The organism is Sphingomonas sp. HMP9 (assembly GCF_013374115.1).
Classification (GTDB): Bacteria; Pseudomonadota; Alphaproteobacteria; order Sphingomonadales; family Sphingomonadaceae; genus Sphingomonas.
Window position 1 is genome coordinate 2,030,568 of record NZ_AP022673.1, and the last position, 23,388, is coordinate 2,053,955.

General features: G+C 68.3%; 18 protein-coding genes. 9 read left to right on the forward strand and 9 right to left on the reverse strand.

Features of this window, described 5'->3' with window-relative positions; translation table 11 throughout:
* The first annotated feature begins 2 nt into the window (after positions 1–2).
* The 9 genes from mprF to HMP09_RS08995 all read left to right on the forward strand — a co-directional run bounded on the left by mprF (position 3) and on the right by HMP09_RS08995 (position 11,285).
* A complete protein-coding gene (gene mprF, locus HMP09_RS08955; RefSeq protein WP_176500069.1) occupies positions 3–2,549 on the forward strand; it encodes a bifunctional lysylphosphatidylglycerol flippase/synthetase MprF in 2,547 nt (848 codons plus the stop codon).
* Positions 2,550–2,568: 19 nt separating this feature from the next.
* A complete protein-coding gene (locus HMP09_RS08960; protein ID WP_176500070.1) occupies positions 2,569–3,228 on the forward strand; it encodes a thymidylate kinase in 660 nt (219 codons plus the stop codon).
* A 297-nt stretch (positions 3,229–3,525) separates the two neighbouring features.
* Positions 3,526–4,332: a TOBE domain-containing protein gene (locus tag HMP09_RS08965; protein WP_176500071.1), complete on the forward strand. Its 807-nt coding sequence runs from the start codon at positions 3,526–3,528 to the stop codon at positions 4,330–4,332.
* A gap of 298 nt (positions 4,333–4,630) precedes the next feature.
* Complete coding sequence (locus HMP09_RS08970; protein ID WP_176500072.1) at positions 4,631–5,083, forward strand: MarR family winged helix-turn-helix transcriptional regulator; 453 nt, start codon at positions 4,631–4,633, stop codon at positions 5,081–5,083.
* Positions 5,080–7,122, forward strand: coding sequence for an FUSC family protein (locus tag HMP09_RS08975; protein ID WP_176500073.1), 2,043 nt, complete (start codon positions 5,080–5,082; stop codon positions 7,120–7,122). Before HMP09_RS08970 ends, HMP09_RS08975 begins: the two co-directional genes overlap by 4 nt.
* The gene (locus HMP09_RS08980; RefSeq protein WP_132737194.1) at positions 7,119–7,325 is read left to right on the forward strand and encodes a DUF1656 domain-containing protein; all 207 of its coding nucleotides are present in this window, start codon (positions 7,119–7,121) and stop codon (positions 7,323–7,325) included. Before HMP09_RS08975 ends, HMP09_RS08980 begins: the two co-directional genes overlap by 4 nt.
* Positions 7,322–8,224: an efflux RND transporter periplasmic adaptor subunit gene (locus tag HMP09_RS08985; protein ID WP_176500074.1), complete on the forward strand. Its 903-nt coding sequence runs from the start codon at positions 7,322–7,324 to the stop codon at positions 8,222–8,224. Before HMP09_RS08980 ends, HMP09_RS08985 begins: the two co-directional genes overlap by 4 nt.
* A 143-nt stretch (positions 8,225–8,367) precedes the next feature.
* Complete coding sequence (locus tag HMP09_RS08990; RefSeq protein WP_176500075.1) at positions 8,368–9,789, forward strand: efflux transporter outer membrane subunit; 1,422 nt, start codon at positions 8,368–8,370, stop codon at positions 9,787–9,789.
* Positions 9,786–11,285 carry a DHA2 family efflux MFS transporter permease subunit gene (locus HMP09_RS08995; protein ID WP_176501684.1) on the forward strand — a complete coding sequence of 500 codons (1,500 nt, stop codon included), beginning with the start codon at positions 9,786–9,788 and terminating at the stop codon, positions 11,283–11,285. Before HMP09_RS08990 ends, HMP09_RS08995 begins: the two co-directional genes overlap by 4 nt.
* A gap of 174 nt (positions 11,286–11,459) precedes the next feature.
* Here HMP09_RS08995 and mdoH read toward each other — a convergent pair whose 3' ends face one another.
* From mdoH to kdpF, 9 genes are all read right to left on the reverse strand, one after another.
* The gene (gene mdoH, locus HMP09_RS09000) at positions 11,460–13,253 is read right to left on the reverse strand and encodes a glucans biosynthesis glucosyltransferase MdoH (RefSeq protein WP_176501685.1); all 1,794 of its coding nucleotides are present in this window, start codon (positions 13,251–13,253) and stop codon (positions 11,460–11,462) included.
* 17 nt (positions 13,254–13,270) lie between these two features.
* Complete coding sequence (locus HMP09_RS09005; RefSeq protein ID WP_176500076.1) at positions 13,271–14,764, reverse strand: glucan biosynthesis protein; 1,494 nt, start codon at positions 14,762–14,764, stop codon at positions 13,271–13,273.
* 90 nt (positions 14,765–14,854) lie between these two features.
* Complete coding sequence (locus HMP09_RS09010; RefSeq protein WP_176500077.1) at positions 14,855–15,100, reverse strand: hypothetical protein; 246 nt, start codon at positions 15,098–15,100, stop codon at positions 14,855–14,857.
* A 197-nt stretch (positions 15,101–15,297) separates the two neighbouring features.
* Complete coding sequence (locus tag HMP09_RS09015) at positions 15,298–15,987, reverse strand: response regulator transcription factor (protein ID WP_176500078.1); 690 nt, start codon at positions 15,985–15,987, stop codon at positions 15,298–15,300.
* Positions 15,984–18,644: a sensor histidine kinase gene (locus HMP09_RS09020; protein WP_176500079.1), complete on the reverse strand. Its 2,661-nt coding sequence runs from the start codon at positions 18,642–18,644 to the stop codon at positions 15,984–15,986. The genes HMP09_RS09015 and HMP09_RS09020 overlap by 4 nt, the downstream gene beginning before the upstream one ends.
* Positions 18,641–19,237 (reverse strand): potassium-transporting ATPase subunit KdpC, encoded by a 597-nt coding sequence (gene kdpC, locus HMP09_RS09025; RefSeq protein ID WP_176500080.1) that lies wholly within the window; start codon positions 19,235–19,237, stop codon positions 18,641–18,643. The genes HMP09_RS09020 and kdpC overlap by 4 nt, the downstream gene beginning before the upstream one ends.
* Before the next feature lie 292 nt (positions 19,238–19,529).
* Positions 19,530–21,560, reverse strand: coding sequence for a potassium-transporting ATPase subunit KdpB (kdpB, locus tag HMP09_RS09030; RefSeq protein ID WP_176500081.1), 2,031 nt, complete (start codon positions 21,558–21,560; stop codon positions 19,530–19,532).
* 14 nt (positions 21,561–21,574) lie between these two features.
* Positions 21,575–23,278 (reverse strand): potassium-transporting ATPase subunit KdpA, encoded by a 1,704-nt coding sequence (gene kdpA / locus HMP09_RS09035; RefSeq protein ID WP_176500082.1) that lies wholly within the window; start codon positions 23,276–23,278, stop codon positions 21,575–21,577.
* Between the two features lie 12 nt (positions 23,279–23,290).
* The gene (gene kdpF, locus HMP09_RS09040) at positions 23,291–23,380 is read right to left on the reverse strand and encodes a K(+)-transporting ATPase subunit F (RefSeq protein ID WP_055875324.1); all 90 of its coding nucleotides are present in this window, start codon (positions 23,378–23,380) and stop codon (positions 23,291–23,293) included.
* Positions 23,381–23,388 lie beyond the last annotated feature (8 nt).

Genomic DNA, 23,388 nt, shown 5'->3' on the forward strand with positions numbered 1-23,388 from the left:
CGATGACGACGCGTCCGTTGGTCATCAGGATCCGCGACTGGATCGCGCATCGCCGTGGCACGCTGATCGCACTCGCGGTGCTGGTCGTCGCGGTGCTTGGCTTTGCGGCGATCCACAAGCTGACCGCGGAGATCCGCCTGTCCGAAGTACGCGCGGCGTTCTCGGCGCTAGGCTGGTCGCAGCTGTCGGTGGCGATCGGGCTGACCGTCATCAGTTATATCGCACTGACCTTCTACGATTCGATCGCGTTGCAGGTGATCGGCCACCCGCTGCGGTGGCGGACAGCGGCGGTAGCATCGTTCACCAGCTACACGATCAGCCACAATCTCGGCCTGGCGATGCTGACCGGCGGGTCGGCGCGCTACCGCGTCTATAGTCGCGCCGGGCTCGACGAAGCCGGCGTCGCCCGCGTCGTCCTCATTGCCGGCGTCACGTTCTGGGCGGGAGTGATCACCGTCGCGTGCCTGTCGATGGCAGTTCATCCGGGCATGCTGCCGATCGTGAAGTGGACGATGCCGCCGCTGCTGGAGCGGGCGATCGGCATCGTCATTCCGCTCGTCATGCTGGGAATCGTCCTGCGTCATCGTCGCGGCGGGGCGATCGGGCTGCTCGGCTGGCGGCTGCCTCTGCCGAACTGGCGGCAGGCGCTCGCGCTCCTTCTGGTCTCGACCGTCGACCTCGCAGCGGCGAGCGCAGCGCTGTTCGTCCTGTTGCCCAACGCTTCGCCCGAGCTCTATCCGGTCCTGTTCCTGGGCTATGCGGTGGCGATCGTCGTCGCGCTGATCAGCCATGTCCCGGGCGGGCTCGGCGTATTCGAGGCGGTGATCATCGCAACGATGCCGCAGGACAATGCCGCGGTGCTTGCCGCCCTGCTCGCCTACCGCATCATCTATTACGTCGCGCCGCTGATCCTCGCCGCGGTGCTGATGGCGGTGCACGAGGGACGCCAGTGGCGCGGCCGAGGCACGGATCCGCTCGCGATCGCGCTGCCGCTTGCGCCCTTGTTGCTGGGCGTGCTCGTGTTCATGAGCGGCGCGATGCTGCTCGTATCGGGAGCGCTTCCCGCCGCGCCAGGCCGCATGGACGCACTCGCGACGATCCTGCCGCTGCCGATCAGCGAGATGGCGCATGTCGCGGCAAGCCTTGTCGGCGTCATGCTGCTGCTGGTCGCGCTCGGGCTCTACCGCCGGCTCGACGGCGCGTTCTGGGCGGCGCGGACGTTGCTCGTCGCCGGCGCGCTGCTGTCGATCGCGAAAGGCCTCGATTACGAGGAAGCGACGATCCTGCTGCTCACCACGGCCGCGCTGCAATGGACGCGCGCCGCGTTCTACCGGCGGACGCGGCTGACCGCCGAGCCGCTGTCGCCCGAATGGCTGGTCGGCGTCGGTGCCGCAATCGGCTTGTCGGTGCTGATCGGATTCTTCGCCTACCGCCGCGTCGGCTATTCGAGCGACCTATGGTGGCAGTTCGAGACCAATGCGAACGCCTCGCGCTTCCTGCGGACCAGCCTGGCGGTCGGGTTGTTGCTGATCGGTGCGGCGATCTGGCGGCTGTTCGCGGCGGCGGCGGTGCCGATGGTGCACGACATCCTGCCCGACGACGTCGCGGCCGCCGCGCTCGCGCATGCCGACCGCACCGACGCGATGCTCGCCTTCACCGGCGACAAGCGTTTCCTGGTGTCGGACAGCGGCGACGCGTTCCTGATGTACCAGGTCAAGGGTGCGAGCTGGATCGTGCTGGGCGATCCGGTCGGGCCGAGCGAGGCCTGGTCCGAGCTGCTCTGGGCGATCCGTGCACGCGCGGATGCCGCACAGGGCCGCCTGCTGCTCTACCAGATCGGCCTGCGCATCGTTCCGATCGCGATCGAGATGGGGCTCAAGCTCGTCAAATATGGCGAGGAGGCGACGGTCGACCTCGACGGCTTCACGCTGGAGACCCCCGAGATGCGCAGCGTGCGGAAAGCGAGCCGCGTCGCCGAGCGTGCGGGCGCGCAGTTTGCGGTCGTCCCGGCCGCCGAGATGCCCGCGATCATCCCCGAGCTTGAGGCGATCTCCGATTGGTGGCTGGCCGACAAGGACCATGCCGAGAAGAGCTTCAGCGTCGGTCGGTTCGATCCGGAGTATATGGCCAAGTTCGACTGCGCCGTGGTGCGGATCGACGGCAAGGTCGTTGCCTTTGCCAATGTCTGGGGTACGCCGAACAGGCAGGAGCTGTCGGTCGATCTGATGCGCCATGCCGAGGACATGCCGCAGGGCGGCATGGACTTTCTGTTCACGCGGCTGATGCTGTGGGGGCACGAGCATGGGTATCGCCACTTTTCGCTGGGGATGGCGCCGCTGTCGGGGATCGAGGCGCGGCGGCTCTCGCCGACCTGGTCGAAGGTGGCCGCATTCCTGTTCCGCCACGGTGAGCGTTTCTACGGGTTTGCCGGGCTGCGCGCGTACAAGGAGAAGTTCAGGCCGAACTGGACGCCGCGCTACATCGCGTCGCCAGGCGGCACGTCCTTGCTGCGCGGACTGATCGATTTGCGGGCTTTGGTGAGCCGGTAAGGCTTGCTAGGGCAGCCGCATGAGCTTCCTCCTGGCAATCGAAGGCGCCGACGGCGCGGGCAAGGCCACTGCCTCGGCACTGGTGGTCGAGCAGTTGCGCGCCGCGGGCCGCACCGCCGACGTCGTGTCGTTCCCGCGCTATACCGAGACGGTTGGCGGCTGGGCGCTCGGCGCGATGCTGGCGGGGACGCTGCCGCGCGGCACCCCGCCCAAGGCAGCAGCGGTACTGTATGCGCTCGATCGCATGGAATCGCGCGAGCATCTGCTGGCGACGATGGCCGCCAACGAGGTCGTGGTCTTCGATCGCTATATCGCCTCGAACATGGCCTATCAGGCGGCGCAGCTTCCCCCGCATGAGGCGGACGCCATGATGACGTGGATCGCCGACCTGGAGACGAACTCGTTCGCGCTGCCGAAACCCGATCTCTCGGTATATCTCGACACCCCCGCCGACATCGCCCGCGGGCTGATCCTGAAGAAACGCAAGCGGTCCTACACCGACGACGCGTTCGATGCGTATGAGGCGGATACCGGGCTGCAGGACCGGGTACGGACGAATTATGCGGCGATGGCCGAGGCGGGTTTGCTCGGGCGATGGGCGACGGTGTCGACCGTGGCGAACGGCGCGTCGCGACTGCCGGCCGACATCGCGGCGGAGATCGTCGCGCTCCTCGCCTGAGCCCGCTGTACGTCCCTTACTCTACCGTCCGTCATCCTGACGAAAGTCAGGACCCAGAGCCACCTAGTACGCCGCCCGTAACCCTGGGTCCTGACGTTCGTCAGGATGACGGAGAGAGTGTGGGTGCCCCGTGTCACAAATCCCGGTATTCGTTTCGAAACCCCTGCTTACGTAGCGCGACTGTACCCAGAACGTGACGATCCAGGCGGCCAATCCCGGTCTGATCCTCGCCACGCCGAGTGACCCGCGCACGATCGGACTTATCTTCCGCATCCGACAATAGCTATGAGGGCGGCCATGACCGTGCCGCCCGACCCCGCCCTCCATGCCACGATCCTGCTTGCCAAGGACCGGACCGGTCGCGTCGGCGCCGACCGGATCGCGCTGCTCCGCGCGATCCGCGACGGTGGCTCGATCACCAGCGCGGCGAAGGTCGTGGGGCTTAGCTACAAGGCGGCGTGGGACGCGGTTCAGGTCATGAACAACCTGTTCGATCGCCCGCTCGTTCTCCCCGCGGCGGGCGGAAAGGATGGCGGCGCGAGCCCGATAACCGCGGCAGGCATCGCCGTGCTCGACGGCTATGCCGTGGCGGAGGCCGAGCTCGCCAGCGCGATGGCGCGGATCGAGGCGAGCGTATCGAACGGGCTGTCGTTGAAGCCTTTGCTGTGGGGAATCGGAATGAAGACGAGCGCGCGCAACGTGCTGCGCGGCACCGTGTCGCGCGTGACGCCGGGCACGATCGATGCCGAGGTGACGCTGGCCGTTGCCGAAGGCGTGGAGATCGTCGCAACGATCACGCGGAGCAGTGCCGAGGATCTGGGGCTGGTGCCGGGCGCGACCGCATTGGCGTTGATCAAGTCGAGCTTCGTCATTCTCGCGCGCGGGGACGACAGTTTACGAACATCGGCGCGCAACACGCTGGCCGGGACGGTGATCGCACGGGAGGACAGTGCGATCTCCAGCGAGGTGACGCTGGAACTGACGCCCGGCAAGACGCTGACCGCCACGTTGACCAAGGAGAGCGCGGAGGCGCTCGACCTGCAGATCGGCACGCGGTCACTGGCGCTGATCAAGGCGAGCCACGTGATTCTCGCGGTGGAGTAAATCCCGTCACGACAAACTCGCAATACGCCCGATGCTTCGCACTTCGCCCGACCGCGCCCCACGCCCACACCCGTCATCCTGACGAAAGTCAGGATCCAGAGCCAAGCAGGACGCAGCGCGTAACCCAGGATCCTGACTTTCGTCAGGATGACGGACGGTAAGTCAGTGCCGGGTTGCCGCCCCAATCCATCATAGGTCGAGCCGGCACGGAGCCATCAGGCTGAAACCATTCCTAACTTTTCTGTCATGCACCGATTCCGCATTGCAGCACACGTAAACGTCATTACTTAGCACGCTAATGACTTCCTCTCGCGTCCTCCTCGAATCGTCCTACGCTCGCACCCTCTTGCCGCTCGCCAAGATGTGGCGGCGGGCAGCTGACCGGGCGTTGCGCGACATGGCCGTGTCGGCGTCGATCGGCTGGACATTGGTACAGGTAGGGCGGCTCGGCGACGACGTCCGCCAGACCGACCTGGCGAACGAGCTCGACGTGACGCAGGCCTCGCTGGTCCGCTCGATCGATCAGATGTCGGCTGCCAACCTCGTCGAGCGCCACCGCGACCCCGCCGACGCACGCGTCAGCCGTATCCGCCTGACCGATCACGGCCGCGCGCTCGTGACCACGATCGAGGCGAAGTTCGCAAGCCTGCGCGCGGCAATGCTCGACGACGTGTCTGACGACGATCTCGTCACCGCGTTGCGCGTCGCAGAGCGGCTCGGCGCCCGCTTCACCGCGGATCACGCGCGATGAACCTCACCCGGTTCGGCGGGAAGGAAGCGCTCTTCTCCGTCAAATGCCTGATCGCCGCGTTCCTGGCCTATTACATCGCGCTCAGGATCGGGCTGACACGTCCCTATTGGGCGGTGACGACGTCGTACATCGTCGCGCAGCCGCTGGCCGGCGCGGTGCTGTCGAAGGCGGTGTTCCGTGTCGCCGGCACGGTACTCGGTGCGGCTGCGGCGGTGGTCCTGGTGCCGAACCTGGTCAACGCGCCCGAACTTCTTTCGCTCGGCCTCGCGCTGTGGCTGGGGCTGTGCCTGTATATCTCGCTGCTCGACCGGACGCCGCGTGCGTATCTGTTCCTGCTCGCAGGCTATACCGCGAGCATCATCGGGTTTCCGTCGGTCACCACGCCGGGTGCGGTGTTCACGATCGCCGCCTTGCGCGTGCAGGAGATCACGATCGGCATTCTGTGCGGAAGCCTGATCCACGGCTTCGTCTTCCCGCAGACCGTGACCGCGACGCTGCTCGCGCGGATCGACGCGATCCTGGCCGATGCGGAACGCTGGTCGCGAGACTCGCTGGCCGGGGCGTCGGATGCCACGCTCGACCGCGATCGCCGGCGGCTCGCGCTCGACATCAACGAGCTTCACCAATTGTCGATCCACCTGCCGTTCGACACTGCCCGCCTGTTGCCACGCACGCGGACTTTGCGCGCGTTACAGGCGGAGTTGTCGATGCTGCTGCCCTTGGCAAGCGCCGTCGATGATCGGATCGTGGAACTCAAGCGCGGCGCCGATGCGCCCCGCCCGGAAGCACTGGCGTTGATAGAGGACGTTCGCGAATGGCTGCGCGATCCCCCGACCGTGGCGGAGCGTGGCCCGACCGCGGACGCCTTGATCGAACGCGCCCGCGTCCTCGAGCCCGTGGTGGGCGACACGCTGATCTGGCGCGATGCGTTGCGGCTCAGCCTGCTCGCGCGGTTGGCCGAACTGGTCGACGCGCACCGCAACGCGCGCGACCTGCGCGACCAGATGCGCTCGCCGTCGCGCGCGCCGGTCACGCCTGCGGTCGCGCGGTTACTGGCCCGGATCGCCAAGCGACCGCTGCACCGCGACCGTGGGATCGCGCTCCGCGCCGCTGCCGGCACCGTCGCGACGATCCTGCTCGGCTGCATCTTCTGGATCGGTACCGGCTGGGCGGACGGCGCCGGCGCCGTGCTGATCGCCGGCGTGTGCTGCGCGCTGTTCGGCAACAGCGACAACCCCGCACCCTCCATCCTGGCGTTCTTCTACGGAACGATCGTCGGGCTCGTCATCTCGGCCGTCTACGCGTTCACGATCCTGCCGCGCGTGACCGATTTCGTGACGCTTGCCGCAGTGCTGGCCCCGCCAATGCTGATCGGGGGAATGTTCCTCGCGCGCCCGGCGACCTTGCTGATGACGCTTGGCGCGCTGCTCGGCGCGCTGAACACGGTCGGGCTCAACGACCGGTTCGGCGGCAGCTTCGATGCGTTCCTCAACGGCGGCATCGCGCAGTTGATCGGCACGCTGTTCGCGGTCGTTACCGTCGGCCTGTTCCAGACGATCGGCGCGGATACGAGCGCGCGGCGACTGATCCGCGCGGGCTGGCGCGAACTGGCCGCACGCAGCGACTCGATGAGCCGCCCCGACGCCGCGGGTTGGATCGCGCGGATGCTGGATCGCATCGGCCTGCTCGCCCCGCGGCTTGCGTTGCAGGGCGAGGATCCCGGCAAGCCCCTGCTAGATGCATTGACCGATCTGCGCGTCGGCGTCGCGGTCGGCGAACTCAAGCAATTGCGGATGGATGGCTCGATCGACGAGGCCGCGGTGATCACGCCGGTCCTGCGTGGTATCGGCGCGCATTACCGTGCGTTGCGTCCGGATGAGCCCGCGCCGCCCGAACCCGATCTGCTCGCCGGAATCGATGCCGCGATGACCGGTTTCGCGACCAGCACGCCCGATCGTCACCGCACCGGCGTGCTCGCGCTGACGTCGCTGCGCCGCAATCTCTTCCCCTCGGCGCCAGCATACGGAGCGGCCGCATGACCGGCGAAATCTCGATCGGCGGCGTCTACCTGCCGAGCATCCTGCTGCTCGCCGTCGCCGCCGTCATCCTCACCGGCATCGCCACGCGGCTGCTCGCGTTCGCCGGCGCCTACCGCGCGGTGACGTACCGACCGCTCGTCGACCTCGCGCTGTTCATCCTCATCCTCGGGCTGCTCGCCCTGCTGACCGGACCTTCCGCATGACCTCTTCCCGCCTCAAATCGCTGTTCGCTCCGCTGGGTCGCTCGGCCGTCACGCTGATCATCGTCGCGCTCGCGGTGCTGGTCGCGCTGTGGCTGTGGAAGCGGTACGAGACCGATCCGTGGACGCGCGACGGCCATATCCGCGCCGATATCGTCCGCGTGACCCCCGACGTCGCCGGCCTCGTCACGCAGGTCGCGGTGCACGACAACCAGGCGGTGAAGCCCGGCGACGTGCTGTTCGTCGTCGATCGCCCGCGCTTCCAGCTGACGCTGGCGCAGTCGGACGCTTCGATCGCAAGCGCGCGCGCGACGCTGCTGCAAGCGCGGCGGGAGTCCCAGCGCGATCTGGCACTCGGCGATCTGGTCGCCAAGGAAACGCACGAGCAGAACGTCGCGCGCGTCGCCACCGCCTCCGCGTCGCTCGCGCAGGCGCAGAGCGCGCGCTCGACCGCCGCGCTCAACCTCGCGCGGACGACGGTGCGCGCGACGGTGCACGGGATCGTCACCAACCTCGATCTCCACCCCGGCGATTACATCGCGACGGGCGCGCAGGCGATGGCGCTGGTCGACACCGATTCGCTGCGCGTCGAAGGCTATTTCGAGGAAACCAAGCTTGGCAGCATCCGCGTCGGCGACCCGGTCGTCGTCCACCTGATGGGCGAACCGCAGGCCTTGCACGGTCGCGTCGACAGCATCGCCGCGGGGATCAACGACAGCGAGCGGACCAACACGACCAACCTGCTGCCCAACGTGAACCCGACCTTCAACTGGGTGCGGCTGGCGCAGCGTATCCCGGTGCGGGTAAAGCTCACCAGCGTGCCGAAGGGGACGCAGCTGATCGTCGGGCGGACGGCGACGGTGACGGTGCAGCCGCGGGTCCAGCCGGGGGCGACGTCGTGATGCACGCGCGTTTTTCGCCCACCGCCCTTTCTCCCCTCCGTGATCCTGAAGCCCCCCTCCGTCATCCTGACGAAAGTCAGGATCCAGGGTTAAGGGCGACGCCGTTCGTGGCTCTGGATCCTGACTTTCGTCAGGATGACGGCGTGAAAGGCGCCGGCGCGCGCCACCGCGGTCTCGCCGCCGCGATTGCCTCGCTCGCGCTCGCCGCCTGCACCACCGCCGGCCCGAACTACGCGCTCCCCGACGCCGCCGTCGTCAACCGTCCCTCCGCGCAAGGCGCCTTCGACAGCGGCAACGAACAGGCGTTCGCCAACACCCCGCTCCCCGATCGTTGGTGGCAGCTCTATGGCGACGCGCGCCTCGACGCGTTCGTCACCGAAGCGCTCGCGGCCAACACCGATCTGCGCGCCGCCGACGCGAACCTGCGCCGCGCCGACGCGGTCGTCGCCGAAGTCGCGGCGGGCCGGACGCTGTCGACCGCCCTCGGCGGCGGCACATCGCTCGACCGCCCCTACACGACTGGCGGCACCCTGCCCGGCACGCTCGACTACAACCTCGGCATCACGCTCGCCTACCCGCTCGACCTGTCGGGGCGCATCCGTCGCGCGATCGAGGCGGCGCAAGGCGACGCCGAGGCGGTCGCCGCCGCGCGCGACAATGTCCGCGTGACCGTCGCCGCCGAAACCGCGCGCAGCTACGCGACCGCGTGCACCGCCAATATGGTGCTCGCCGCGAACACCCGCATCCTGACGCTGCAACGCCAGACGCTGAACGTCACCCAGCGCCTGCAACGCGGCGGCCGCGGCACCGCGTTCGACGTGACGCGCGCACGGACCGCGGTCGACCAGAGCGAGGCGCTGATCCCGTCGCAGGTCGCGACGCGCACGGCCGCGCTGTACCGGCTCGCCACGCTGATGGGCCGCACCCCCGCCGGTTATCCGCGGGACGTCGAGACCTGCGCCAAACCGCCCGCCCTCAATCGGCCGCTGCCGATCGGTGACGGCAGCGCACTGATCCTGCGCCGTCCCGACATCCGCCAGGCCGAGCGCTCGCTCGCCGCCGCGACCGCGCGGATCGGCGTCGCCACCGCCAACCTCTATCCGCAGGTCAGCCTCGGCGGATCGGCCGGGTTCACCGGACCCGTCTCGTCGCTCGGCTCGACCAACGCGTTCCATCTCGGGCTCGGACCGCTGATCAGCTGGAGCTTCCCCAACCGCCCGATCATCCGCGCGCAGATCGCGCAGGCCGGCGCGAGCGCAGACCAGGCACTCGCGCAGTTCGATTCCACCACGCTCGAAGCATTGCGCCAGACCGAGACCGCGCTCTCCGCCTATGCCCGAGAGGGCGATCGCAACGCAGCACTCCGTCGCGCGCAGGCGAGCGCGGCCCGCGCGGCGGATCAGGCCGGCACGCTCTACCGCTTCGGCCGCACGGATTTCCTGTCGCTGCTGACCGCGCAGGCCGCGCTCACCACCGCGCAGGCCAACCTCGCCGCCTCCGACGCGCTGCTCGTCGATAGCCAGGTCGACGTCTTCAAGGCGCTCGGCGGGGGGTGGCAGAGTTGAGGCTGCGTCGCCGCGGGCTGGCGTCGATCAACAGCGAGATCCGCGACGGCATCATGCCCGCCGCCGACACGATCGCGCGTGTCGCCCAGGACCCGGACGCGCTGCCGCATACGCCCAGCAACTACCGCGTCACCGCGCTGATCATCGCCTGCGCGCTGTTCATGGAGCAGATGGACTCGACCGTGCTCGCGACCGCGCTGCCGACGATGGCGCGCGATTTCGGCGTGCCAGCGACCAGCATGAGTTCGGCGCTGACGTCATATCTGCTGGCGCTCGCGATCTTCATTCCCGCCAGCGGACGCTTGGCGGACCGGTTCGGCTCGCGCACGATCTTCCGCGCGGCGATCCTGATCTTCGTCGGCGGATCGATGCTGTGTGGCCAGGCGACCAGCCTGCCGTTCATGATGGCCGCGCGTTTCGTGCAGGGTCTGGGCGGGGCGATGATGATCCCGATCGGCCGCCTCGTCCTGCTGCGCAGCGTCGCCAAGGAGGACATGGTCCAGGCGATGTCGTGGCTGATCATGCCCGCGCTGATCGGCCCGATCCTGGGCCCGCCGGTCGGCGGCGCGATCGTGACGTATCTCGACTGGCGCTGGATCTTCTATCTCAACGTCCCGATCGGCCTGCTCGGCGTGGTGCTGGTGACCCGCTTCATCGGCGAGGTCCGCGAGGACAAACCGGCGCGGTTCGACGTGCCCGGGTTCCTCCTGTCGGGCGTGTCGCTCGGCTGCCTGTTGTTCGGGTTCGAGATGACCAGCCGCACCGGCGAACTGTCACGCGCGATCGCCCTGATCGCGGTCGGGCTCGTCGCTGGCGTCGCCTATATCCGTCACGCCAAGCGCCGCAGCGATCCGATCCTCGACCTGTCGCTGATGCGAATCCCCACCTTCCGCCTGTCGGTGATCGGTGGCTCGCTGACGCGCATCACGCAGGGCGCGCAGCCGTTCCTGCTGCCGATGATGCTCCAGCTCGGCTTCGGCATGACCGCGGCGGCGAGCGGCGCGATCACGATCGCCGGCGCGATCGGCTCGCTGATGATGAAGAGCCTCGCACCCCGCATCCTGCGCCGCTTCGGGTTCCGCAACAGCCTGATCGTCGGCGGTCTCTGCGCGAGTTCGGGCTATGCGGTCGCCGGCCTCTTCCGCCCCGACTGGCCGATCCCGGCGATCTTCGGCGTGCTCATGATCTCGGGCTTCTTCATGTCGTTCCAGTTCTCGGCGTACAACACGATCGCCTATGACGAGATCCCGTCGTCGCGGATGAGCAGCGCGACCAGCTTCTATGCGACGTTCCAGCAACTGATGCTGTCGCTCGGCATCTGCGTCGGCGCGGCGTCGCTGCATGTCGGGATGCTGGGCACGGGTGCGACACGCCCCGCACTTGCCGACTTTACGCTGGCGTTCCTGGTGGTGACGGCGGTGTCGGCCTCCGCGACGATCTGGAACTTACGGTTCGCGAAGGATGCGGGGGCGGAGCTGAGCGGGCACAAGGCCTGACACCCCCTCCGTCATCCTGACGCCCCCTCCGTCATCCTGACGCCCCGCTCCGTCATCCTGACGAAAGTCAGGATCCAGAGCCAGGAACGACACCGCATGTTACTCTGGATCCTGACTTTCGTCAGGATGACGGTGGCGTCAGCATGACGTGGGGCGTGAGGGTGACGTGCCGCGTCAGAATGACTTTGGCGCCGGCAACGACGGCCGCGACAACACCGACACATGCTCCCCCGGCTCGACGAACATCCCGTGCGACTCCGCCCAGCGGCCCGCCTTCTCGCTCGCGGTCAGCATCGTCAGGAACGGGCTGAGCAACAGCCCCAGCGTCACCGGCGCAAGCCACGCCGCGGTGACCGGCGCGAACGGCGTTACCAGCAACAGCGCCACGCCCACCCCGACATGCCAGCGATAGCGCGGCATCACGTCCGCCAGCGACAGTTCATGCGCATCGCGGTTCTGCGGCGCCCAGCCGGACTTGCGGCCCATCAGGATCCCGACCAGATCGATCGTCTGCGTCAGCGCGATCACCGGCGCGGACAGCATCGAGAAGGGCACGTCGATCAGCACCGACCGGACGATCCCGCGCCGCCCGCCGAACCCAGCACGCCGCTCGGCATCCGAGAACGCCCAGATCACGCTCAACAGCTTTGGCCCGAACAGCAACAATAGCGTCACCGCCAGCACCTGGAGCGAGGTCTGCGCCTCGACGATGTTGCGCTCGCCAATCAGCGCCTGCACCACGCTCGTCGCGATCATCAGCAGCCACACCGGCGAGGTGATGAACGCCGACGCGCCCATCAGCAATTGCAGCCGGTTGATCCAGTGGAACCCCGACGACGTCAACAGGCTGAGATGCTGGATATTCCCCTGCGCCCAGCGTCGATCGCGCACCGCGGCGTCGATCAGAGTCGGCGGATATTCCTCGAACGTCTCCTCGGTCATCAGCATGTGGACACGCCAGCCGCGCCGCCGCAGCAGCGCCGCCTCGACCATGTCGTGGCTCATGATGACGCCGCCGAACGGCGCGCGGCCGGGAAGGTCGGGCAGCCCGCAACTGCTCGCGAACGCCTCGATCCGTATCAGCGCATTATGCCCCCAGAAGGTCGCCTCCGACCCCGACCACCAGACGAGCCCCGCGGTCGAGATCGGGCCGTACAACCGGCTGGCGAACTGCATCCACCGCTGGAAAAACGTCACGCCGTTGATCACCGCGGGTACGGTCTGCAGCAGCGCCACCGCAGGCCGGCGTTCTAGCACCTGCGCCATGCCGATGATCGTGTTGCCGCCCATCAGACTGTCCGCGTCGAGCATCAGCATATAACGATAGCCGCCGCCGAACCGCCGGATCCACTCGGCCACGTTGCCCGGTTTGCGCCCGACGTTCACCGTCCGGCGGCGGTAATAGAGCGCGCAGTCGATCGTCGGTGCCAGCGCCTGCCACGCGGCGATCTCGGACGCCTCCGCCGCTTCGCCCGAATCGCTCAGGATGAAGATGTCGAACCGATCGGCGACACCGCCCGCGGCGATCGCGCGCGCCATCCAGGCGATGCGTTCGAATACGGCCGCGATGTCCTCGTTGTGGACCGGCATCAGGATCGCGGTGCGGCCTTCGAGCGGTTCGGACTGGCGCGGCGTGGGCACGAACCCCGGATGCCCGCCCGTCATCAGCAGCAAGAAGCCGATCGCCGCATTCATGAAGCCGAACGCGATCCACGCGAACAGCGGGAAGAACAGCGCCAGCAGCGCGCCGTCCCACAGGCTGAGCCCATCGGCGAGCAGCGATTCCTGCACCGCGGACGAAGCCGCAGTGGCCAGCAACCCGGTCATCAGCACGAGGATGATCCGGCGTGCCAGCATGTCGTCCGAGGACACTACCATCCCCGGTCCCGGCTCGGGCGCGGTCCAGGGCGGCGGCGGACCGTCGAACCGCTGCGGCGGCATTTCGATCGGCGATTCGCCGGGCATCATGGCCGAGTTCGCCTGCATCAGAAGATCGGGGTCAGGACGGTTTCGCTGAGCGCGCGGCCGCCGCGCGTGAGGAACAGCCGGACGTCGGCAGGGCCCTGAGCATCGGGGGCGATGTCCGCCGTGATCCGCCAGCGGTTCTTCTGGCCGACGACCGGATAGGCCGCACTTGCGAGCACCTTGCCGCGAACGACGTCGATCTTGGGCGTGACTCCGCTCTGCCGATCGAGGCCGGCAAGCGCGTCGCCGAGAAAATCGACCACGAGCTTCCTTGCCCCCTTCACCGGCTCCGCCCCCGGTCGGCCGGCGACGCCCTGCCAGCAATCGACGACATGCGCCGCACTCGCGACCGCGGTCGGATCGGTCGATCGCCACGACAAAGTATAGTCGAACTGCAACCGCTGGCCGGCCTTGGCAGGCGCCGCGGGCGTCCAGAACGAGACGACATTGTCGACCGTCTCGCTGTTGGTCGGGAATGCATAGAGCATCACCGCGCCCTTGCCCCAATCGCCCTGCGGCTGGACCCACAGGTTCGGCCGGCGATCGTAGAACGCGCCATCATCCTGGTAATGATCGAAATTGCGGTCGCGCTGGATCAGCCCGAAGCCCTTGGGTGCTTGGTCCGCGAAGCTGTCGAGCGTCTCGTGCGGCGGGTTGTTGAGCGGCCGCCAGATGCGCTCGCCCGCGCCGGTGAGCAGCGCGAGACCGTCCGAATCGTGGATCTCGGGACGCCAGTCGACCGCAGCGGCGCGGTTGCCCTCGCCGTACCAGAACATGCTGGTGGCCGGCGCGATGCCGAGCCGCTCGATGTCGCGGCGGACGTTGAGGACGCTGGACACTTTCTGCTCGACGCCGGCCCCCGCGACGTGCCTCGACTCGAACCGGTACGCGCCGGTTACGCTGGCCCCGTCCATCAGCGCGTAGATCGTGTAGGCGTCGGCGCCGGTGCGCTCGATCCAGAATTCGGTGAAGTCCGGGAACTCCTCGCGACCGGGAAGCCCCGTGTTGATCGCAAGGCCGCGCGCGGACAGGCCATATTGGTCCTGCGCGCCGGCGGTGCGGAAATAGGATGCGCCCTGGAACGCCATCCAGTCGCTCGTCCCGCCCGGCGCCATCGCGCGGAAGCCGGCGATGCCAAGCGCCGCGGCATGGCCTTCCTCCGCCTCGAACAAGTCGCGCGCGAAGTCGATGCGGCGCGCCTGCCCGCTCTCGACGACGTTGATCGCGACGGGCGTGGGGGCGTAGCGGCCGAGCGGGAACAGGCGGATACCGCCGGCCAGCGTCTTGTCGGCGCGGAAGCGGATGCTCCCGACCTTGTCGTAATCGATCGCGGCGGCCGCGGCGACCTTTGCGGGCGCGCTGTACGGCTTTGTGGCCAGCGTCGCGGCGCGTTGCTGGAGCGCCTCCCACGAGAACGGCGTCGCCTTCCCGGGTGCCGTTCGCATCGCCGCGGCGGCCTGCGGGAGGACACCCAACAGACCCAGCGCGGTCATCACTTCGCGTCGACCGATCATGCGGAACGCTCCCTTGTCGTCATCATGCTGCAATGCGGTAGCATAAGGCCATCGCGCGCGCGCGTCGACAGGTCCCGCCCCCGGCGCGCCCTATCGCGCGACGCGGCGCCAGCGCGCGCTGATCGGGACCCGGTCATGGATATGCCCGCCGACGATCACGAGCATCGCGCCGGCACTCGCGCAGAGGAAGCCGATCATCGCGAGCACGACCGCCAGGGCCCCGTCCGCCGGATGCAGACGAGCCAACGCGTGGAGCGCGGTAACGGCGATCGCGAGCGACAGGACGCCGCCCGCGCGCAGGCTGAGATCGGTACGGAAGCGGGAAGCGTCGGTCATGCGACACCCCAGCTATCGACCGCCGCATAAGCGTTCGAGATCGATATCGCGGGGGCACCATAGTCTTCGCATAGTGCGCGACGTCGTCATCTCGACGCTTGGGGCGGGTCACGAACCCACGCCCCCTTGTTCTCCCGAGAAGGCGGGAGCCCAGTCTGGGTCCCCGCCTTCGCGGGGACACATGCTGTCTGGTCGGCTCAGGCGTCGACGAGCAGCCGGTATCCGACGCCGAGTTCGTTCGCGATCACGCTGCCGACGCCGCCCGCGCCTTCCAGCTTCTGCCGCAGGTTGCGCACGACGATGCGGAGATATTCGATCCGCCGGTCATGGTCCGTCGGCCACGCCGCCTCCAGGATCCGCTGGTGAGTCACCACCCGGCCGGGATGCGCCGCGAGTGCCGACAGCACGTCGAACTCCTTGCGGGTCAGATGCGCCTCCTCATCCCCGCGCCGCACCAGCCGATGTTCGAAATCGATCTCGACGCCGTGCGCGCGCAGGATCGTCGGTCGCGCCGTCGTCTCGCCCCGACCGCGCAACGCCACGCGCAGCCGCGCGAGCAGCTCCTCGGTATCGAACGGTTTGGTGACGTAGTCCTCGGCGCCGAGATCGAGCGCGGCGACCTTCTGGTCGGTCGCCTCGCGCGCCGACACGACCAGCACGATCGGATCGCCGAGCTTCTTCAACAGCGGTACCAGCTCCAGGCCGTCGCGATCGGGCAGCCCGAGATCGAGCAGCACCGCGGTCAACGGCCGGCTGCCTGCGACCCGCAACGCCTCGCGCGCGTCGACCGCCTCCTCGACGCCATACCCTGCCCGCTCCAGCGTGTTGCGCAGCAGCCGCCGGATATGCAGCTCGTCGTCTACGATCAAGATGGTCTGTCCGCTCACACATTCGCTCCATCGGTCTCGCGGACGAGCAGGTCCTGGGGAAAGCACAACGAGAACCGCGCACCGGTCCGGTCTTCGCGGTTGCCCGCCTCGACCCCCATTCCCATCGCTTCGGCGAACGCCTTTACGATCGCAAGCCCCAGCCCGGTCCCGCCGATCGCGCGGTCGGAGCCTTCGAGGCGGCGGAACGTCTCGAACACCTCCTTCTCGCGCCCGGGCGGCAGACCAGGCCCCTGGTCGATCACCGACAGCCGGAGCATCCCGAAGCGGTGTTCGGCGCGCACCACGATCGGCGTGCCGGGGTCGGCATAGCGCCCGGCATTGTCGAGCAGGTTGAGCAGGCAGTGGTGGAGCAGTTGCGGATCGATGCGGACCAGCGGCAGGTTCGGCGCGACGTCGAGGTCGATCGCATGCCCCTCGAGCACGCGCTTGGTATCGTGGACCGCGCCGGCAACCGCATCGGTCAGGTCGGTCGGCTCGAGCCGGAGCCGTAGCGCGCCCGCCTCGACGCGCGCCATGTCGAGCAGATTGCCGACGAACCGGTTGAGCCGCGCCGCCTCGCTCTCGATCGTGGCGATCAGTTCGGGGGTGACGCCGCGGTGGAGTTCCGCCGCCGCCGCCATCACCGAGGTCAGCGGCGTGCGCAGGTCGTGGCTGACCGACGACAGCAAAGCCTGCCGCAACCGATCGCGCTCGCGCACCGCATCGACATCGCGCATCTCGACCTCCAGCCGCGCGCGTTCGAGCACCAGCGACGCCTGATCAACCAGGCTCATCAGCAGCGGCAGCTGGTCCGATCGCACCGGATCGCCGCCCATGTCGCGCGCGAGGCCGAGCACCGCCAGCGTCCGCTCGCCCGATCGCAGCGGCTGGAAGAACCATTCGGATGCCGCGAGCGTGCTGGACCCGCGCCCCGCCGGCGCGCCATTGTCATAGGCCCATTGCGCAGCGGCCATCTCCATCGTCTCGAGCCGATAGTCCGCGCCGTTCGCCGCCTGCACGGCAAGGCCCGGATCTTCGGCGACGAGGATGACCGCGCGCACGTCGAACAGCCGCCCGATCTCCTCGCAGATCGCGCGGGCGAGCGCGACGGGCTCGTTCAGCGAGGTCATCTGGCGCAGGAACCCGGCGAGCGCGGCGTTGGTGCGCGCGCTGGCGACGGCGATATCGGCCTGCGCGCGGACCCGAGAGGTGAGCTGGCTGGTCACGAACGCGATGCCGAGCAGCACCAGGATCGAGATCACGTTTTCCGGGTTGCTGATCGTCAGCGTGCCGGTCGGCGGCAGGAAGAAGAAGTTGTACGCGACCGACGAGGCGATCCCCGCGAACAGACCGGTGCGCAGGCCGAACAGGCTGGCTGCCGCCATCACCGGCAGCAGATACAGGAGCGCGACGTTGCCAAGGTTGAGGATGTGGAACAGCGCGCTGGCCACGCCAGTGACGCCCGCCACCATCGCCGTCGTCCAGGCATAGCCCGCCTTGCTGCCCCAGCCGCCGACATGTCTCCGCCGGCCCCGCGTGGCGGTGCCCCCCTCCATCGGCAGGACATGCACCGCGATCCCCGGCGTCTCGCGCACCATCTGGTCGACGACCGAGCCGTGGCGCAGCTCGAACAGCCGCGACCGGGTCGACTTGCCGACCACCAGCTGCGTCGCGCGCGCCTCGGTCGTGAAGGTCTTGAGGCCGTCGACCACCGAGGCCGCGGGGACGGTGGCGACGTCGCCACCGAGCTGCGTCGCCAGGTTGAACACACCGGCGAGCTGGCGGTGCTCCGCCTCGCCAAAGCCCTGCGCACGCGGGGTCTCGATATACACCGCGGTCCAGGGTGCGTGCATCGCATCCGCGATCCGCTTGGTCGCGCGGACGAGGCCGAGCGCGCCGGGCAGTTCGCTGATCGCCACGACGATCCGCTCGCCGCCCGCCCAGGTGCCGCCGACGCCGAGCGCACGGACATGTTCGAGCATCTGCGCATCGACCGCCTGCGCCGCACGCCGCAGCGCGAGTTCGCGCAGCGCGGACAGGTTCGACTTCGAGAAGAAGTGCGCCAGCGCGCGCGTCGCCTCCTGGGGCAGATAGACCTTGCCCGCCTTCAGTCGCTCGATCAGCTCGTCGGGCGGGATGTCGACGACTTCGATCTCGGCCGCCTCGACGATGCTGTCGGGGACGGTCTCGCGGACACGCACGCGCGTGAACGACGCGACGACGTCGTTGAGGCTCTCGATATGCTGGATGTTGATCGTCGAATAGACGTCGATGCCCGCGGCCAGCAACTCCTCGACATCCTGATAGCGTTTGGGATGGCGGCTGCCGGGCGCATTGGTATGCGCGAGTTCGTCGACCAGGACGAGCGTCGGCGCGCGCGCGAGGATCGCGTCGAGATCCATCTCGTCGAGCGTCCGCCCCTCATAGGGGATCGGCTTGCGCGGCATAATCTCGTGCCCGCGGGTGAGCGCCGCCGTTTCGACCCGGCCATGCGTCTCGACCACGCCGATGACGATGTCGACGCCCGCGCGACGGCGTTCGGCGCCTTCGGAGAGCATCTCGAACGTCTTGCCGACCCCGGGCGCGGCGCCGAGGAAGATCTTCAGACGGCCGCGACCCTCCTGCGACGCCTGTCGCAGAAGGGCCTCCGGCGATGGTCGTGTGTCGTCGTTCAACGCGCGCCCGTTGCGTGCTGCCCGGTTGCGTCGAGGGCGCGGTTGAGGGCCAGGACGTTGACGCGCGGTTCGCCGAGGATGCCGAACAGCGCGCCGTCGACATTGGCGGCCACCAGCGCGCGCACCCGGTCTGCGGGCAGATTGCGGACGCGGGTGACGCGCGCAACCTGCGCATAGGCCGAGGCGGGCGACAGATCGGGGTCGAGCCCCGAGCCGGACGCGGTGGCGAGATCGGCGGGAAGCGGCCCGGTCACACCTTCCGCGCGACGCTTGGCGACATCGGCCTTGATCCGATCGACGAGCGCCTGGCTGGTCGGCCCGAGGTTCGACCCCGACGAGGCGAGCGCGTCATAGCCCTTGCCGGCCGCAGAGGGACGAGTCTGGAAATAGCGATCGGTGGTGAACGCCTGCCCGACCACGGTCGAGCCGATCGCCTTGCCGTCGGCGACGACGAGGCTGCCGTTCGCCTGAGTCGGGAAGATCGCCTGTCCGATGCCGGTCATCGCGAGGGGATAGACGATCCCGAGCAGCAGCGCGAACAGGATCGTCATGACGAACGCCGGGCGGAGCGCGGAGGTGAAATCGGAGGTCATTCTGTCGTCTCCATGTGTCCCCGCGAAGGCGGGGACACAGTCTGGGCACCCGCCTTCGCGGGTGAACAATTGCTTGAGGTCGGGGCAGTGGAGGTTGCTCCATACGACCCTGCCCTCGGCACCTCCCCGGCGAAGGCCGGGGTCCAGTTGGGGGACGTGGCCCACTGCGGATGCGCTTCGTTACGGCGACCTTTCCACCTGGGCCCCGGCCTTCGCCGGGGAGGTGGCAGTGGCAGTGGCAGTGGCAGTGGCAGGTGAGTCTTGCGAACCGCTGTCAGATCAAACTCGGTCATCATGCCAGCCCCAGCGCACCGACGAGCATGTCGATGAGCTTGATCCCGACGAATGGCGCGATCAGGCCGCCGAGGCCGTAGACCGCGAGATTGCGCGCGAGCAGCGGGCCCGCCGCCATTGGCTTGTACGCCACGCCCTTCAGCGCAAGCGGCACCAGCATCGGGATGATGATCGCGTTGAAGATGATCGCCGACAGGATCGCGCTTTCGGGGCTGCCGAGCCGCATCACGTTGAGCACGCCCAGCCCCGGATAGAGCGCGACGAACATCGCCGGGATGATCGCGAAATACTTCGCGACGTCGTTCGCCACCGAGAAGGTCGTCAACGCGCCGCGGGTCATCAGCAGCTGCTTCCCCAGCCCCACGATCTCGATCAGCTTGGTCGGATCGCTGTCGAGGTCGACCATGTTGCCCGCCTCGCGCGCGGCCTGCGTGCCGGTGTTCATCGCCACGCCGACATCCGCCTGCGCCAGCGCCGGCGCGTCGTTGGTGCCGTCGCCGCACATCGCGACCAGCCGCCCGCCCTGCTGTTCCTTGCGGATCAGCGCGAGCTTGTCCTCGGGGGTCGCCTGCGCGAGGAAATCGTCGACGCCGGCCTCCGCCGCGATCGCCGCCGCGGTCAGCGGGTTGTCGCCGGTGATCATCACCGTGCGGATGCCCATCGCGCGCAGCTCGCCGAACCGCTCGCGGATACCCGCCTTGACGACGTCCTTGAGGAAGATCGCGCCGAGCAGCCGCCCGTCCATCGCCACCGCCAGCGGCGTGCCGCCGGCGCGCGCGATCTCGTCGGTGATCCGGCGCAGCTCGGTCGCCGCGGCGGTCGCCCCGGCCCCCGGATTGGCCTTCAGGATCGAATCGACCGCGCCCTTCTGGATCAGCGCGCCGTTGACCTTCACGCCCGAGATGCGGGTCTGCGCGGTGAAGGGGATGACTTCCGCATCATCCGGCAAAGCCGTCGTCGTCACGCCGAACTTTTCGCGCGCCAGCACGACGATCGAGCGGCCCTCGGGCGTCTCGTCGGCAAGGCTCGCCAGCAATGCCGCCTCGGCCAGTTCCTCGTCCCGCGTGCCGCCGACGCTACGAAACTCGCTCGCTTGCCGGTCGCCGATCGTGATCGTGCCGGTCTTGTCGAGCAGCAGCACGTCGATATCGCCCGCCGCCTCGACCGCACGGCCGGACTTGGCCAGCACGTTGAAGCGCACCAGACGGTCCATCCCCGCGATACCGATCGCCGACAGCAAGGCGGCGATCGTCGTCGGGATCAGCGTGATCAACAGCGCCGCCAGGATCGCGACCGGCACGCGGCCGCCCGCATAGCTTGCGAAACCGGGGATCGTGCCGACCGCGATCAGGAAGATGATCGTCAGCCCGACGAGCAGCAGCGTCAGCGCGATCTCGTTAGGCGTCTTCTGCCGCTCGGCGCCTTCGACCAGCGCGATCATCCGGTCGAGAAAGCCTTCGCCGGGATTGGCGGTCACCTTCACGCGGATCTCGTCGGAGATGACGCGCGTGCCCGCGGTGACGGCGGACCGATCGCCGCCAGCCTCGCGGATCACCGGTGCGCTCTCGCCGGTGATCGCGGCTTCATTGACCGAGGCGACGCCCCAGACGACTTCGCCATCGGCTGGGATCAGGTCGCCCATCGTGACGAGGACGATGTCGCCCGCGCGGAGCGCGCTGGCAGGGACGGACTCGACCTGGTCGCCCTTCATGCGGCGGGCGGTGAGTTCGGCCTTGGTCGCGCGCAACGACGCGGCCTGCGCCTTGCCGCGGCCTTCGGCGATCGCTTCGGCGAAGGTGCCGAACAGGACGGTCAGCCACAGCCAGATGACCAGCTGTATCTTGAAGCCGACCGACAGCCCGTCGCCACCGACATTGACGAGGATCGTCAACAGCGTGGCGACGACGGCGGTGACGAACATCACCGGGTTGCGGACCAGCTGCCTCGGATCGAGTTTCCGGAAAGCGTCGCCGATCGCCGGGATGATCAAGTCGGCCGTGAACAGCGACTTGGTAGGGGTGCGTGCCATTTTGGCTTGTCCCGTCAGAAGGTTTTGCCGCTGATCATCGCGAGATGATCGGCGATGGGACCGAGCGCGAGGCTCGGCAGGAAGGTCAGGCCACCGACGATGAGGATGATCCCGACCAGCAGGCCGACCCACAGCGCGCCCGTTGTCGGGAACGAGCCTGTGCTTTCCGGCGTGTGCTTCTTGGCGGCGAGCGACCCGGCGATGGCGAGCATCGGCACGATGATGAAGAAGCGCCCGAGCCACATCGCGACCCCCAGCAACCCGTCGTAATAGGGTGTCGCGGCGGTCAGGCCGGCGAACGCCGAACCGTTGTTCCCGACGCCGCTGGTGAAGGCGTAGAGGATCTCGGTGAACCCGTGCGGCCCCTTGTTCAGCGGCCCCGCCAACCCGTCGGGCAGCACCGCGCTGAGCGCCGTGAAGCCGAGGATGACGAGCGGCAGGATCGCGATCGCCAGCACCGCCAGCTTCACTTCTCGGGCTTCGATCTTCTTGCCGACATATTCGGGCGTGCGGCCGACCATCAGGCCTGCGACGAACACCGCGAGGATGGCGAACAGCAGGAAGCCGTAGATGCCGGCACCGACACCGCCGATGACGACCTCGCCGAGCTGGATGTTGAGCAGCGGGATCATGCCGCCGAGCGCGGTGAAGCTGTCGTGCATCGCGTTGACCGCACCACACGATGCCGCCGTCGTGACGACCGAGAACAGCGCGGACGCGGCGATCCCAAAGCGGACCTCCTTGCCTTCCATGTTCCCGCCAGCGACGCCGATCTGGTGGAGGATCGGGTTGCCCGCGGCTTCCTGCGCATAGGTCACGGTGACACTTGCGAGGAACAGGATCAGCATCGCCGACAGGATCGCCCAGCCCTGGCGCGTGTTGCCGACCGCCTTACCGAACGTCCAGGTCAGGCCGAAACCGATGACGAAGATCGACAGCATCTGGATGAGGTTGGCGAGCGCGGTCGGGTTCTCGAACGGATGCGCCGAGTTCGCGTTGAAGAAGCCGCCACCATTGGTGCCGAGCATCTTGATCGCCTCCTGGCTGGCGACCGGGCCGAGCAGCAGCGACTGCTTCGCGCCCTCCAGCGTCTGGATGTCGACGACGCCCGCGAGCGTCTGCGGCACGCCGCTGGCGATGTAGACGAGCGTGAGCACGATGCAGAGCGGCAGCAGCAGGTACAGCGCGACGCGCGTCACGTCGGCCCAGAAATTGCCGATCGTCGCGGCGGACCGCCGCGCAAAGCCGCGGAACAGCGCGAACGCCAGCGCGATGCCGGTCGCCGCCGACAGGAAGTTGTGGATCGCCAGGCCGAACATCTGGCTGAAGTTCGACATGGTGGATTCGCCACCATAGCTCTGCCAGTTGGTGTTCGTCGTGAAGCTAATCGCAGTGTTGAACGCGAGGTGGGGGCTGAGCCCCACGAGGCCTTGGGGATTCGCCGGCAACACGCCTTGCAGGCGCAGCACCGCATAGGTCAGCGCCATCAACGTCGCGTTGAAGAGCAGCATGTGCAGCGCGTAGCGACGCCAGCCCTGCTCTTGCTTCGGGTCGATGCCGGCAAGCTTGTAGAAGCCGGTCTCGACCGGGCCGAGCACCGCGTGGATCGGCGTGCGTCGGCCTTCGTAGAGCGCGAACAGCCACAGGCCGACGGGTTTGGTCAACGCCAGCAATATGCCGACGAAGCCGAGGATCAGGATCCATCCTTCGAGTGTCATGGACGTGCGCTCCTAAAAGCGTTCGGGGCGGATCAGCACCGCCACGAGATAGAAAAGCAGCCCGAGCGCGACGATCGCGGCGAGCCAGAGGTCGAGGGTCATGGCGTCGT